16 protein-coding genes and 1 tRNA gene are annotated in these 14,080 nt (G+C 60.3%); 12 read left to right on the plus strand and 5 right to left on the minus strand.

Going from position 1 to position 14,080, the window contains the following annotated elements; translation table 11 throughout:
* Together WC683_15930 and WC683_15935 are read left to right on the plus strand one after the other, a co-directional pair.
* The coding region (locus WC683_15930) for a hypothetical protein (GenBank protein ID MFA4974099.1) at positions 1–389 on the plus strand (389 nt) is incomplete at its 5' end.
* Between the two features lie 28 nt (positions 390–417).
* Positions 418–1,608 (plus strand): hypothetical protein, encoded by a 1,191-nt coding sequence (locus WC683_15935; protein MFA4974100.1) that lies wholly within the window; start codon positions 418–420, stop codon positions 1,606–1,608.
* Here WC683_15935 and WC683_15940 read toward each other — a convergent pair.
* The 4 genes from WC683_15940 to purM are packed head-to-tail and all read right to left on the minus strand — an operon-like array spanning position 1,583 to position 4,579.
* A complete protein-coding gene (locus WC683_15940; GenBank protein ID MFA4974101.1) occupies positions 1,583–2,290 on the minus strand; it encodes a protein-L-isoaspartate(D-aspartate) O-methyltransferase in 708 nt (235 codons plus the stop codon). The two genes, WC683_15935 and WC683_15940, sit on opposite strands and share 26 nt — an antisense overlap.
* Before the next feature lie 16 nt (positions 2,291–2,306).
* Positions 2,307–2,888: an outer membrane beta-barrel protein gene (locus tag WC683_15945; GenBank protein ID MFA4974102.1), complete on the minus strand. Its 582-nt coding sequence runs from the start codon at positions 2,886–2,888 to the stop codon at positions 2,307–2,309.
* Between the two features lie 26 nt (positions 2,889–2,914).
* Entirely contained in the window at positions 2,915–3,538 is a 624-nt protein-coding gene (gene purN, locus WC683_15950) for a phosphoribosylglycinamide formyltransferase (GenBank protein MFA4974103.1), read from the minus strand.
* Between the two features lie 6 nt (positions 3,539–3,544).
* The gene (purM, locus tag WC683_15955) at positions 3,545–4,579 is read right to left on the minus strand and encodes a phosphoribosylformylglycinamidine cyclo-ligase (protein MFA4974104.1); all 1,035 of its coding nucleotides are present in this window, start codon (positions 4,577–4,579) and stop codon (positions 3,545–3,547) included.
* A gap of 166 nt (positions 4,580–4,745) precedes the next feature.
* On the opposite strand from purM, the gene surE reads away from it, so the two are divergent.
* The 9 genes from surE (at position 4,746) to topA (ending at position 12,140) form a co-directional block, all read left to right on the plus strand.
* A complete protein-coding gene (gene surE, locus WC683_15960; protein ID MFA4974105.1) occupies positions 4,746–5,552 on the plus strand; it encodes a 5'/3'-nucleotidase SurE in 807 nt (268 codons plus the stop codon).
* Entirely contained in the window at positions 5,549–6,244 is a 696-nt protein-coding gene (locus WC683_15965) for a protein-L-isoaspartate(D-aspartate) O-methyltransferase (GenBank protein MFA4974106.1), read from the plus strand. Before surE ends, WC683_15965 begins: the two co-directional genes overlap by 4 nt.
* Positions 6,244–6,963, plus strand: coding sequence for a peptidoglycan DD-metalloendopeptidase family protein (locus tag WC683_15970; protein MFA4974107.1), 720 nt, complete (start codon positions 6,244–6,246; stop codon positions 6,961–6,963). The genes WC683_15965 and WC683_15970 overlap by 1 nt, the downstream gene beginning before the upstream one ends.
* Positions 6,964–6,987: 24 nt before the next feature.
* Positions 6,988–7,542, plus strand: coding sequence for an adenine phosphoribosyltransferase (locus WC683_15975; protein MFA4974108.1), 555 nt, complete (start codon positions 6,988–6,990; stop codon positions 7,540–7,542).
* Between the two features lie 12 nt (positions 7,543–7,554).
* Positions 7,555–7,627 (plus strand) — tRNA-Arg (locus WC683_15980).
* A gap of 17 nt (positions 7,628–7,644) precedes the next feature.
* Positions 7,645–8,277 (plus strand): hypothetical protein, encoded by a 633-nt coding sequence (locus tag WC683_15985; GenBank protein MFA4974109.1) that lies wholly within the window; start codon positions 7,645–7,647, stop codon positions 8,275–8,277.
* Positions 8,278–8,377: 100 nt separating this feature from the next.
* Positions 8,378–8,671, plus strand: a complete 294-nt coding sequence (locus WC683_15990) for an HU family DNA-binding protein (protein MFA4974110.1) — start codon at positions 8,378–8,380, stop codon at positions 8,669–8,671.
* Positions 8,672–8,740: 69 nt separating this feature from the next.
* Positions 8,741–9,865 carry a DNA-processing protein DprA gene (gene dprA / locus WC683_15995; GenBank protein MFA4974111.1) on the plus strand — a complete coding sequence of 375 codons (1,125 nt, stop codon included), beginning with the start codon at positions 8,741–8,743 and terminating at the stop codon, positions 9,863–9,865.
* Positions 9,858–12,140: a type I DNA topoisomerase gene (gene topA, locus WC683_16000; protein ID MFA4974112.1), complete on the plus strand. Its 2,283-nt coding sequence runs from the start codon at positions 9,858–9,860 to the stop codon at positions 12,138–12,140. Before dprA ends, topA begins: the two co-directional genes overlap by 8 nt.
* 6 nt (positions 12,141–12,146) lie before the next feature.
* Here topA and WC683_16005 read toward each other — a convergent pair whose 3' ends face one another.
* Positions 12,147–12,446, minus strand: coding sequence for a hypothetical protein (locus WC683_16005; GenBank protein ID MFA4974113.1), 300 nt, complete (start codon positions 12,444–12,446; stop codon positions 12,147–12,149).
* Between the two features lie 581 nt (positions 12,447–13,027).
* Between WC683_16005 and WC683_16010 the strand changes: the two genes are divergently transcribed.
* Positions 13,028–14,080: hypothetical protein (locus tag WC683_16010; GenBank protein ID MFA4974114.1), on the plus strand; the 1,053-nt coding region annotated here is incomplete at its 3' end.

Here is a 14,080-nt window from a genome sequence, read left to right on the forward strand (position 1 = left end):
AATTGCATTCCGCTGCGGCAAGGCAATGGCTTGCAACCCGCTCTCCGGATCGTTCCGCCCCGTACGCTTACATTTACCACGTTTTCCGCGCCATGCAGCATGCATGGGATGGGGGCGACTTAGAGGCGCTGAGTAAGAGTCACGAAGAGCATTCGTCGTGGTGCCTGGATCAAGCCAACCCAGAGTGGCGGTCGGAAAAGAGGTTTTGTCCCGCTGCACATGCGAAGTTCCGTCAGGGTCTGACGGAGATCGAGAGGCTCGAGCGCAACAACTGGGATCTCGGAGGGAATGATTTGAATCGCGCGGCAGAGGAAAAGATCGTAAAGATCTTTGAGGAGGGGGACTGGCTGCTCAGCCATCTGACCGGAGGGATAGCCGTTAGTTCGTAACCGAGGCTCTAATAGAGGGGACTACAACATGAACGCGATCACGAATTTTGCGCAGTTTCACCAGGCCCTGACCGGGATTGCGAACCACCAGTTGATCGGCGTGGTGCCGACCGATATTGTGAACGGCAGCATAGTCTTTACCTCTATAGACGACATGCAGGTCGGCGCAAAATCTCTGCTGAATATCGACTTCAAGAAGGGTGATCAGCCGGAGTGGGACGTAAACTCCATCGCCCAACAGCTCGATGATGAGGAACTGGCCGATGACGTCGGGATGCTGAGGAGCATGCTGAATCTCAAGGCGGCCGATTTGTTGCCGGTCGACACCTTCTATACAGGGCAGGCGGCGTCGGAGCTCGCGGTCAGACGCGAGCTCATTGCATCCCAGTTGCTCAGTTCGTTCCATGCCCCGGATGGAGTCGCCCCCATGAGCGGCGCGCCAAGGGAGTTCTCGGGGCTTACAGTACGCTTGTTGGCGGAGAGGCTGGCGAGGCTCTCGTTTCTGCACGGCGGCGGCTACGGTTACGCCGATCTTGCGAAGTCGATCCTGACGAGGGCGCATCTGCAGAGGCATAATGCCTCGGTTTTTGAATCTCAGCCCGGAACTGCGGTTGATCCTGCCGACTCCTTTTTTACTGCCGGGGTTCTCTTCGCGAATATGGGCATACCGTGGTCCCTGGACATGGCGGAGTTTTCTTTTGCGGCTGCCGCCCAGGAGTTCCTTGGGTTCAAAGCCCCGCGTGATGTCGCCGCTGCGGTCACATACGGGCTTGCTGCGGACATGCGCGACAGGCGGGCAGGTGGTCTTGAGCAATACAATCCTATGCGTTCCGCAGAGGCGAGCCAGTGGCTCAAATCCATAAGCTACGATGGAGGGAAGCCTATCCTGAGGCTTTTTATGGGTCTTTCGAGCGCGCTTCGGGCCGGCAGGATGGACCTCTACAGCGAGCTTGCCAGCATACAGGGCGACGTCGCGTTTTATTACGAGCGCAGGCTCGAGCTTGCCGGTTCCATGGTGCGGGAGGCGCTGGGCCTCTCCAAAGAGGGTGGCCCAAGGTTTGACGAGATTGGGGATACTGCTGAATTGAACGTCATCATGGGAAATCTGGCGGAAGCGGCCGGGATATTCAAGGAGTTGGGCGAGGCGGAGTTGTCCGATGATGTCACTTCACTGGTGTCGGCAGGAGCCGATTTTATTGGCGGATCTTCCCCTGCATAGGCACGAATTCGGTGGGTGAGAGGCGGGCCTTCTGCTTGAACTCTCCTCCTGTCTTCTCGTAGAGTATAAGCTCCTGGAATTTTTCAGTGCCGCCCATGGGCAGGACCAGCCTTCCGCCCTCGGCGAGCTGCTCGACGAGCGGCTTGGGCATCTCGTCCGGGCTGCAGGTTAGCACAATCGCGTCGAAAGGCGCGTGCTCAGGCCAGCCCACAAACCCGTCGCCTGTTTTTATCTCGATATTCTTGTACCCGAGTCTTGCGATGTGGGCGCGCGCCATGTCCGCGATCTCGGGCACGATCTCTATCGTGTAGACCTCTTTCGCGATCTTTGACATCAGCGAGGCCAGGTAGCCTGAGCCCGTGCCGACCTCCAGCACCTTCTCGCCGGGCTGAATGTCGAGCGCGAGGATCATGAGCGCGTTCTCGTAGGGCCGGTCGAGCGACTGCTCGTATCCTATCGGTGCCTCGTTGTCCTCGTATGCGCGATCCTTGTACTTATCGGTCACGAACTCCTCGCGCGGCACTGACATGAAGGCATTCACGATCGAGCGATCCTGTATGCCTCGCTGCTCGATCTGCTTGCGCACCATGTCCTTGCGCTGCTCCTCGAAGGATTCGGGTTTGCGCGAACACGCCGAGACGGCGAGCGCCGCAGCAAGCGACAACAGGACGATCTTTTTCATTGATGGTTTCATCAGCTTAGAAATGATACGCCACGTTCCCCAGCATGGAGAACGGGAACAGGGCGGTGCCGTTGTTCGAGCCGCTGGTGGAATCTATGAGGCCGATCGAGCGGAATATGAACTGCAGTCCCAGCGACCACTTCTCAGTGAGATAGAAGTCGGTGCCCAGCCCTATGTCGGCGCCGACGCCGACTGCCCATGTGCCGTTGTTCTGCGAGCCCTCGGTCACCGCATACACGCCCAGGCCGATGAGTCCGTAGGGATCCCAGCGCGAAGGCTCGGAGAAGAGATAGAACTTGAGATCAAATGTCGGGATGCCCAGAAATTCGATGCCGCCGTCGCCATCGGATATGCCGGTGCCGTCCTGAGTGGTGACGAGCACGCTCACCTGCGTGGAGAACTGCGGCGACCAGCGGTAGTCGAAGAAGAGGTAACCGCCGATGCCCGGATCGAGCTCCGGGCTGGAATCGACCACGTAGACGTTGCCCGCAGGCCCTATGCCCACCGTGAAGTTTCCGGCCGCGTTGCCCTCGGCGCCCGCCGTCTGAGCCGCGACCATGACGGCTGCCGCCAATACGAATGCGAATAGTCTTTTCATCTCTCCCCCTTTAAGCGCGGCCCGATCTATCGGACGCCCGTTATCCTTACCCGCCTGCCTTCCACTGTCAACCTTCCATCCGCATATAGTCCGATGGCCTCTGGGTATATGCGGTGTTCTTCCTTGATGATCCTCTCGCGCAGCGAATCCACCGTGTCATCCTCCTTCACCTCGACCGCGGCCTGCGCGATGATCGGGCCGTGGTCGGTGAGCTCGTCCACGAAGTGCACGGTGCAGCCCGCGATCTTCACGCCGTAGTCCAGCGCCTGCCGTTGTCCGTCGAGGCCGGGGAATGAGGGCAGGAGGGCCGGGTGGATGTTGACGATCTTCATCGAGAAGGCGTCGAGCAGCGTCTTCCCGATTATGCGCATGTAGCCGGCGAGACAGACGAGGGAGACGCCGTGTTCCGCGAGCAGGGAAACGATCCTCTGCTCAAAATCCAGCTTGGATTTGAAATCGCCTCTCTGCACGAGCAGGGCCGGTATCCCGTGTTTCTTCGCGCGCTCCAGCGCCTTGGCGCCGGGCGTGTCGCTGATGACGATCTTCACCTCTGCGTTGATCTTGCCTGATTCGGAGGCGTCGATGATCGACTGCAGGTTGGTCCCGCTGCCTGATGCGAGCACGCCTATTGGGAAGGGGTTTTTTTTCATGGCAGTCTATTCGACGGTGATCCGCGGCTCGTCGCCCTTGCGCTTCACTATCCTGCCGAGCTCGAATGCCGAAAATCCAGCGATGCCGGCGGTCTCGATGACCCCGGAGAGCTGGTCGGCCGGCACCACCATCACCAGCCCCACCCCGCAGTTGAATACCCTGAGCATCTCTTGGTCGTCGACGCCTCCGTTCTGTTGGAAGAAGCGGAAGAGCTCCGGTATGGTCCACGAGGACCTGTCGATCGCGGCGCTGACCCCGGCGGGCAGTATCCTCGGGATGTTGTCCCAGAATCCCCCGCCCGTGATATGGGCGACGCCCTTGATCTCGTGCGAGCGCGCAAGTTGCGTGATGAGCGGGCTGTAGAGGGCGGTGGGTGTGATCAGCGCCTCGCCCAGGGGCTTGTCGATCCCGTCGTATACCTTTTTGAGGTCGAGCTTTGCATCGCGCAATATCTTGCGCACGAGCGAGTAGCCGTTGCTGTGGAAGCCGGTGGACTCAACCCCCACGATCGCGTTTCCGATCCCGATGGCGCTGCCGTCGATGATCTTAGAGCGGTCCACTATGCCGACCGCGAAGCCAGCCAGATCGAAGTCATCCTCGGCGTACATGTCCGGCATCTCGGCGGTCTCTCCGCCGATCAGCGCGCAGCCGGTCTTCTTGCAGGCCTGGGCGATGCCCTTCACGATCTCCGAGTGTTCCTCGGGCTTGAGCTTCGACATGGCGAAGTAGTCCAGGAAGAAGAGCGGCTCGGCGCCGCTGCACGCGATGTCGTTGACGCACATCGCCACCAGGTCGATGCCGATGGTGTCGAACTTTTGCATCTCGATGGCGATGCGCAGCTTCGTGCCTACCCCGTCGGTGCCTGAGACGAGCACGGGGTCCTTCATGTTGAGCTCGCCCAGCGAGTAGAGACCCCCGAAGCCGCCGATGTCCGAGACAACGCCGCGTCTGTGGGTCGACTTGATGTAGGGTTTGATGATCTCCACGAAGCGGTTTCCCGCATCGATGTCCACGCCCGCCTTCTTGTATTGTTGGCTCATAAGATGCCGGCGTTTAACAACGTCGATTGGAAAATGCAAGAAAGCCGTGACCCGCGGCTAGCGATCGGCGACTCGGGAGGGGAACAAACGGCAGTTTCGCTTGACACATGATGAGCTATGCCGTAAATATTCAATAATATTGAGAATTTAGCTCGCCAGGGGTGTCATGCGTCAAACGGGAAGAAGAAAGAAAAGAGCGCAATCCTCGCCGCTGATCCTCGTCTCGAACGACGACGGCGTGCGCGCCGACGGGTTGAGAAGGCTCGCGCGCGCCCTCGGTTCGCTCGGCAGGGTGGTGATCGCGGCGCCCGACAAGGAGCGCAGCGCTTCCAGTCACTCGATCACGCTGCACAGGCCCCTGCGCGTGGAGCGCGTCTCGCGCGACGTCTATTCCGTGGACGGTACGCCCACGGACTGCGTGCTGCTCGCGGTGCACGGGCTTTTGGGCCAGAGGCCTGACCTCATAGTCTCAGGCATCAACCACGGGCCGAACCTGGGCGACGATGTGCACTACTCGGGCACGGTGTCGGTCGCGTTCGAGGGCGGGATACTGGGCATACCCTCGATCTCCGTCTCGAGCATGGGAAAGGGAAAACACCTGGAGACCGCGGCTGCATGCGCGCGCGAAATTGCGCAGGGCGTGCTGCGCGACGGGTTGCCGCGAGGGGTCGTGCTCAACGTGAACGTTCCCGACGTCCCGATCGAATCCATAAAGGGTTTTGCGCTGACCAGGCAGGGCAAGCGGAACTACGGAGGGGTGATCGTGGAGAAGACCGATCCCAGGGGAAAGAAGTACTACTGGATAGGCGGCGACCAGAGCGGCTTCGAGGACGTTCCGCATTCGGACTGCAATGCGGTGCGCAAGGGGTTCGTCTCCATCACGCCGCTTCGAGTCAACCTCACGGGTGGCGCGGAGCTTCGGGCTGTCGAGAAGTTCCCCTTTGCAATGAAATGGAGGCGGAGCTTCGAATGATCGGGCGAAGAAAGGAGCTCAAGGCTCCGGCGAACTCGAAACCGGACCCTTATTCAGTGGCGAGGCGTAGGATGGTGACCGAGCAGCTCATCCCCGGCGGCGTCCGCGATTCGCGCGTGCTAGAGGTCATGGGCAGGGTCAAACGCCACGCGTTCGTGAGTCCGGGCATGGAGGATCAGGCCTATCAGGACAGGCCGCTCCCGATCGGCTTCAATCAGACGATCTCGCAGCCCATGATGGTCGCTATCATGACCGAGGCTTTGGCCATCGAAGGAAACGAAAAAATATTGGAGATCGGCACCGGCTCGGGATATCAGGCCGCAGTGCTCGCTGAGATGGCGCGACAGGTCTACACGATCGAGCGCATTCACGACCTTTCGATACGCGCGCGCAAGGTGCTCTACAGGATCGGCTATGAAAATATCACGCTCCGCATAGGGGACGGCACGCTGGGTTGGCCGGAGGAGGCGCCGTTCGACGGGATCATCGTGACCGCCGGCGCGCCCGTGGTGCCGGAGGCGCTCATGGCGCAGCTGGCGGACGGCGGGAGGCTCGTCATTCCAGTCGGCGGCGAGGAGATCCAGCGGCTGGACGTGATCACGAGGCGCGGCGACGAGTTCGACACGAGGAGCGTCACGGCGTGCCGCTTCGTGAAACTTATCGGAAAAGATGGATGGCAGAGAGAGAGTTGATGTCGATGAAACGCTTTCTTCATGCAATCATCATAGCAGTGCTCCTCCTTGGGGTTGCGGGCTGCGCCACCTCTTACGACAAGCGAGGGGTGTATCACAAGGTCCGCAGCGGCGAGTCGATCCAGCGCATCGCCAAGATCTATCGCACGGACGTGCAGACGCTCGCCGAGTACAACAACATCATGGACCCGGGCGAGATCAAGTCCGGGATGCGCCTCTACATACCTCCGCGCGTGAAGAAGGAGGGGGTCAAGAAGCTGCCCTTCGGCGACGATGTTACGGCAAAGAAAGAGGCGAAGGGCAAGAAGGCAGGGGCGAAATCGGACAAAATCAAATTCTACCGGGGCCGCTTCATCTGGCCGGTGGACGGCAGGTTGAGCTCCCCCTTCGGTTATCGCGACGGCCGCAGGCACGACGGCATCGATATCAGCGCGAAGACCGGCACACCGATAAAGGCCTCGGCCGCCGGCAAGGTCGTGTACTCCGGCTCTATGCGCGGTTATGGAAACCTCATCCTCCTCCGCCACAAGGACAACATGTTCACCGCCTACTCGCACAACAGCGTAAACAAGGTGAAGAAGGGGCAGACGGTGAAACAGGGGCAGGTGATAGGAAAGGTCGGGCGCACGGGGAGGGCCACAGGGCCGCACCTGCACTTTGAAATTCGACATGGACAAACAGCGCGCAATCCCCTATTTTTCCTGCCCAAACGCGGCTAGGGCTGCATCAGCGAGGCGCACCGCATGACCACGACGAACAAGACGAGCGAGGAGGAGAGGATGGAGAAGATCGTAAAGGCCAACATCAGGGACATCCCGGATTTTCCCAAGCCGGGCATCATCTTCAAGGACATCACCCCGTTGCTCGCGAACCACAAGGCCTTCTCCGCAACGATAGAGGGGCTCGTCCGCCGCTACGAAAAAAAGGGCGTCGATGTCGTGGTCGGAATCGAATCGCGCGGCTTCATCTTCGCTGCGCCTCTCGCGGAAAAACTCGGCGCGTCCTTTGTCCCGGTGCGCAAGAAGGGCAAACTTCCCTATAAGACCGTGGACATCTCGTATGACCTGGAGTATGGCTCCGCGACCATCGAGATGCACACCGACGCCATAACCCGCGGCCAGAAGGTGGTGGTGATGGATGACCTGCTGGCGACCGGCGGCACGGCCAAGGCCGCGTGCCAGCTCGTGAAAGGGCAGGGCGGCGAGGTCGTCGAGTGCGCTTTCATCGTGGAGCTGGGCTCCTTGGGCGGCCGCGATAAGATCAAGGGCGTTCCGGTCTACTCGATGGTCACCTACTGACGGCCGACCTGTGGGCTCGTAGCTCAGCGGATAGAGCACCTGCCTCCTAAGCAGGGGGTCGCGCGTTCGATTCGCGCCGGGCCCACAGATCGGCTGACTGTCATGAATATCCCATTTTTTCCAAACACAGGCGACGGCACGCATTGTTTCCAGGCGGCGATGAAGATGGCGCTGGCCGTGCTCATGCCGGAGCGCACCTTCACCTACGACGAGCTCGATCGCATATCGCAGAAGCTTCCGGGCAAGTGGACGTGGCCGACCGCGGCCATGATCTGGATGCTGGATAACGGGCTGGACCCGGAGCTGGTGGAGAATTTCGACTACGAGGAGTTCGCGCTGCGAGGCGGCGAATATCTCCTTGCGAGGTACGGCGAGGAGGTGGGCCGCGCGCAGATAGAGCACAGCGACGTGGAAAGGGAGATGAAATTCGCGCGCCATTTCGTCGAGTTTGGTCGCATAATTCAAAAGGCGCCTGACCTCTCTGATCTTGTCTTCAGGATCGCTGATGGTGCGGTGCTGATCGTGAATATCAATGCCTGCGCCCTCAATCAGGAGCCGGGCTACTCAGGCCATTTTGTCGTGATCTGCGATGTGGAAAAGAACTCGATCAAGATCCACGATCCCGGGCTTCCGCCAAGGCCCGGGCTCATCGTCCCCGTCGATCGATTCGAGCGAGCGTGGGGTTATCCTGCCGCAGCCGATAAGAATCTCATGGCGATTCGCCGCAAGGCCTAGGCAGCGTCTTTGATTACATTCCTGATAAAATGATGCTTGACAGTCATGGGGCGTATTGCTAAATTCTTCAGTGAAATCGGCAAATTACGCAGAGGTGACGATGAATAAATCAGAGCTCATCGAGACGGTATCTGCCAAGGCGCAGATCACGAAGAAGAGGGCCGAGGACGTCGTCAACCTCATATTCGACTCGATGACGGAAGCGATAGTGAAGGGCGATCGCATAGAGATCAGGGGGCTCGGGAGTTTCGTGGTCAAGGAGTACGGCGCGTACACGGGCCGCAATCCGAGGACAGGCGAGTCGATCAAGGTGATGCCCAAGAAACTTCCGTTCTTCAAGGTGGGCAAGGAATTGAAGGACAGGGTGGACCAGATGCCGCCCTCTGAAGGCTAGTGCAGCATGCGGGCGAGAAGCTCGCGATAAAACCGCTCGTGCCAGGTCATGTGGGGATGGAGGAATTCGATGGACGACCTGCGCGGGCGTATATTTTTGTTGGCATTCCGAACCCTCTTCTTTCGCTTTCCCTCGATAGGCAAGACGCTCCTCGATGCCTGCGGTTCGATAGAAAATATCTTTGAAGGCGATCGCCCGACGCTGCGGCCCCTCTTCCTCGATCAGGCGGCGCTATGGAACAGGTTTCTCAAGTTCGGTCAAAGACAGATGAGGGAGGCCGAAGGGGAATTCAAGGAGATAGAGAGGGCCGGCCTCTCGATCATATCCATCGCGGATCCGTGTTATCCTGAACTCCTGCGCCAGATCGTCGATCCCCCCTCTCTCCTCGTGGCCAGGGGAAAACTGGTCGAATCCCTCGGCATGCCCATGGTTGCGATGGTGGGTTCGCGCAGGGCCAGTCAGCGTGCGATCGAGGCCGGCGCCGCGATCGCAGAGGGGCTTGCGGAGAAGGGCTATGTCGTGGCGAGCGGGCTTGCTTATGGCATCGACTCCGCCTGTCACAGGGGGGCGCTCTCCGGCGGAGGGCCAACGGTTGCCGTGATGGGCTGCGGCCCGGACATCGTCTATCCGCCGGGCAATGAGAGGCTGTACGAGGCCGTGGCGGCGTGCGGGCTCATCCTCTCCGAATTTCCGCTGGGCGCCTTGCCCAACAAGCCGAACTTTCCCCAGCGCAACCGCATAATCAGCGGCATGTCCCTCGCCACGGTGGTTGTCGAGGCGGCTGCGAAGAGCGGCAGCCTCATCACCGCCAGGTTCGCGCTGGAGCAGAACAGGGAGGTGATGGCCGTGCCCGGCGCGGGCGGCACGTTCGGGGCCCGCGGGGTCAATGCCCTGATACGCGACGGCGCTCCTCTCGTGGAGAGCGCGGACGACGTGGAGGCGATAGTGTCTCCACTCCTCGTTGGACGCCGATTCCTCAAAAGGGCTGGACAATTTGAAAACGATGTGGATATGGACTCACCACTTTTGCGCGCAGTGCCGGCTAGGGGTCATGCCTCTGTCGATGAGATCGTGGCGAAGAGCGGGATGAGGGCGGCCGATGTGCTGGCTGGACTCTCGGAACTTCGCATCGCAGGCTCCGTGGAGGAGCTTGCGGGCCGACGCTGGCGCAGAAAAAGGGGATCTGATGCCTAACGCTCTCGTCATAGTCGAGTCGCCGGCCAAGGCCAAAACCATAAAGAAATACCTCGGCAAGGGATATTCGGTCATCGCCTCGGTCGGCCACGTGATAGACCTGCCTCAGCGCGATATCGGCGTGGACGTGGAGAACGGCTTCGAGCCCAAGTACGTGGTGATCAAAGGCAAGTCCAAGGTGCTCAAGCAGATAACCGACGCCGCGAAGGTCTCGGACGAGGTCTTCCTGGCGCCCGACCCGGACAGGGAGGGCGAGGCGATCGCATGGCACATCGCGGAGCAGATCAGAAAGGGCTCGAAGAAGAAAACAAAGGGCTCCTCCGGGCCGCGCATTGTCCGCGCCCGCTTCAACGAGATCACCCAGCGCGCGATCAGGGAGGCGATCGATAATCCGACAGAATTGGACCGCAACCTCTTCGAGGCGCAGCAGGCCCGCCGGATACTAGACAGACTTGTGGGCTATCGCATCTCGCCGCTCCTGTGGGAAAAGGTCCGCAGGGGTCTATCGGCCGGCCGCGTGCAGTCGGTGGCTGTGCGGATAGTCTGCGAGCGCGAGGACGAGATTGAGAAGTTCGTCACCAAGGAATATTGGTCCATAGTCACGCACCTTCAGGGGAGCAAGCCCCCGCCGTTCGAGGCCAAGCTCATAAGGGTCGACGGCAAGGACTTTGAAATCAACGCCGGCGATCAGGCGAAGCAATTCGTCTCCGAGCTGGAGCGCGAGAAGTTCAAGCTCGCATCGATCACGAGGAAGGAGCGCCAGCGCAGGCCTTCGCCGCCGTTCATCACCTCCAAGCTCCAGCAGGAGGCGGCGCGAAAACTGGGATTCACCGCCAAGAAGACGATGATGCTCGCGCAGAGGCTCTACGAGGGAGTGGAGCTCGGCGACGAGGGCTCGGTGGGCCTCATCACGTACATGCGAACCGACTCCACCCACATCGCTTCGTCGGCGATCGAAGAGGTGAGGGCGTTCATAAAGGACCGCTTCGGCGGAGAGTCGCTGCCTGATAAGCCGAACGTCTACAAATCGAAGAAGAATGCCCAGGAGGCGCATGAGGCGGTCAGACCCACGTCCATGAATTATCCCCCCGAGACGGTGAGCAAGTATCTGGGCAAGGACGAGCAGAGGCTCTATGATCTCATCTGGAAGCGCTTCGTGGCCTCGCAGATGATGCCGGCCGTGTTCGACCAGACCGGGTTCGATATCGAGGCCGGCCGCTTCCTGCTGCGCGCCACGGGCCAAGTGCTCAAGTTCCCGGGCTTCATCGCCGTTTATCTCGAGGGCGAGGACGACGCGCGCGAGAAGGACGAGGAGGAGAATCCCACGCTGCCTGCCCTCAAGGAAGGCGAGATCCTAAAGGTCCTGGGCATCGATCCGAATCAGCACTTCACGCAGCCGCCGCCGCGATTCACCGAGGCATCCCTGGTCAAGGAGCTCGAAGAGAAGGGCATCGGCAGGCCGTCGACGTACGCCTCGATCATGAGCGTGATCCAGGACAAGGGCTATGTGAGAAAGACGGAGGGGCGATTCTTCCCCTCGGAGCTGGGCAGGCTCGTAAACGGGCTGCTGGTCTCCAGCTTCCCGTCGATCCTGGACGTGGGGTTCACCGCGCAGATGGAGGTGGAGCTGGACGAGGTGGAGGAGGGCCGCCGGGGCTGGGTCGAGACGCTCAACGATTTTTACACGCCGTTCAAAGATGCGCTCGCAAAGGCCCGCGTCAAGATGCGCGACGTGAAGAGACAACAGGTCGAGACGAACATCATGTGCGAAAAGTGCGGCAAACCCATGGTCATAAAGTGGGGCCGCCACGGGGAGTTCCTCGCCTGTTCCGGTTACCCGGACTGCCGCAACACCAAGGAGTTCACGCGCAACGAGGCCGGCGCCATAGTCGTCTCGGAGGCTGCGGCCACCGACGAGGTATGCGAAATCTGCGGCAGCCCCATGGTCTTGCGCAGGGGTCGATTCGGCGAGTTCCTGGCGTGCACTAAATACCCGGAGTGCAAGGGCACGCGCTCCATAGGGACCAAGGTCACGTGTCCGGAGTGCGGCAAGGCCGAACTCGTGCAGAAGAGCACGCGGCGAGGCAAGATCTTCTACGGCTGCGCCGGCTACCCCGCGTGCAAGTTCGCGCTCTGGGATATGCCGATCACGGGCCCGTGCCCGCAGTGCGGTTATCCGGTGCTGGTGAAGAAGGCTTCGCGCAAGGGCGGCGAGCTTGAAATCCACTGTGCGAGGAAGGGCTGCAAATACAAGACGGGCGTGGACAATGCCTGATCGGCCTCACTGCATCTGGATGATTCTTATCGACTGTACTATCCCCGGTTGTTCGGCGCTCGGTGTTATCTCGAATTGCAGGGATACATTGTTCAAAGGCGCCTTGAAGCGCAGCGACTGTCTGTTCCCCAGGACCTCTCCATTCAGCGTGAGATCATAAGTCATCTCGAAGATCTCAGGCGACTCCGTCTTGCCTACGCTGTATTCGACTTTCACGCGAGCCCCCTTGCCCTTGCCGAGGAGCAGGGTCCTCTTCGCGACCATCTTCCTGTTGTCCGCGATGAGCTGGGCTGTGAACGGTTTCATGATGCACGACTCCCGAGGCGCGGAAGTCGGGGTCTCAACTGTCTCCCCTGGTTCGGTTGGTTGACTGGGCGATCCTAGATCAGCCCATGAACTCCTCTTCGGAGCAGGCTGAGGCTTAGGCTGAGGTTCAGGTTCAGGTTTAGGTTCAGGTTTAGGTTCAGGCTTAGGCTGAGGTTCAGGCTGAGGCGCAGGTTGAGGTTCAGGATCAGGCCCTGCTCCCTTTTTGAGGGTGTGGCCGAGCTTGAGCAGGGTAGGGGCCATCATGAAACACGTCTTGCTGTTGTTTACGTTGACCGGGCCGGCTTCCATTTCGAGGACAGGGTTTGCGGGATCAAGCGTCTCGCAGGCGCGCATGAGCTCTTCGCACCTCTGCCTCACTGAGGCGTCCTTCAGATATGTACAAGAATTCACCATTGTTGTGCACCCCTGTGACTGATGCTGTTATCGACCACCCTGCCGGAAAGTTGCGCGATTTCAACGCGCGCTGCGTTAAGGCCCTGACGCAGTGAGCCTCCACACCCTGTCCTGGCCGGCCTAAAAAAGTGAGCAACATTTTTTGCGGGCAGGCGAAAAGGATGCGTATGGAGACCGTCCATAATTATAATGATAGGGGGCGCATGGTCCGCTTTGCGTGGCTTGGGCTTTTCATCCTCATCGTATCGACCGGTGCCGGCCTTTTCGCCTCCTCCCGCGTATTTGCCGCAGACAGGGTTATCGGGATAGTCGGGCCTGCGGGCGACTGCGACGCGGACTCCGACAGCGATGGCCTCACGAATTGCGACGAGGATATAAACAACAATGGCGTCGTGGACGAGGGAGAGACGGATCCATCCAATCCTGACACCGACGTCGACGGCATCATAGACGGCGATGAGGGTGATCGCGACGGCGACGAAATTCTGGGCCCGGATGAATCAGACCCTCTCGCCTTTGACACTGACGGCGACGGAATCGGGGATGGCGACGAGCAGAGGCTGGGCACCAAGCGAAACACCTGCGATACGGACGAGGACGGGCTCTCGGACGGCGTGGAAGCCGGAATGATCCAGCCTGAGGAGAAGAACGGCTGTCACGGCCTCATGGCCGCAGGCACCAACTACAAAAATCCGAACGAGATGGATCCCCTCAACCCCGATTCTGACGGGGACGGGCTCTCGGACGGGGAAGAGGATTTGAACGGCAACGGGTGGCTCGATCCGGATGAGACGGATCCATCGGTGATGGACACCGACCGCGACGGCCTTGAGGACGGGGTCGAGGACGGGGGCGATTACGACGGCGACGGTCTGCCTGACTTCGACTATCTCATCGTTCAGGGCGAGGGCGAGTGCATGCCGCCGGAGACCATCAGCGACTTGGACTGCGACGGAGTTCCCAACGCCAGGGACGACGATTCGGACAACGACGGGTGCCCTGATGCGCAGGAGGGCGGCTGGCTCGACGCCAATGCCAACGGCATCCCGGACGTCTATGACAACGAAGCCAAGATCTGCCCTGAGCCTGCGGCTGATGCTGGTTCGACCGGGGGTACCGCAGACGATGAGGAGAAATCCTCCGGACCCGGAGAGGGCCCTGCATATCCGCAGGATGGCGCCGCCTGTTCGCTCATGGCCGGATCATTGGATGATAATCAT

This window comes from bacterium, from assembly GCA_041648665.1.
GTDB lineage: Bacteria > UBA10199 > UBA10199 > 2-02-FULL-44-16 > JAAZCA01 > JAFGMW01.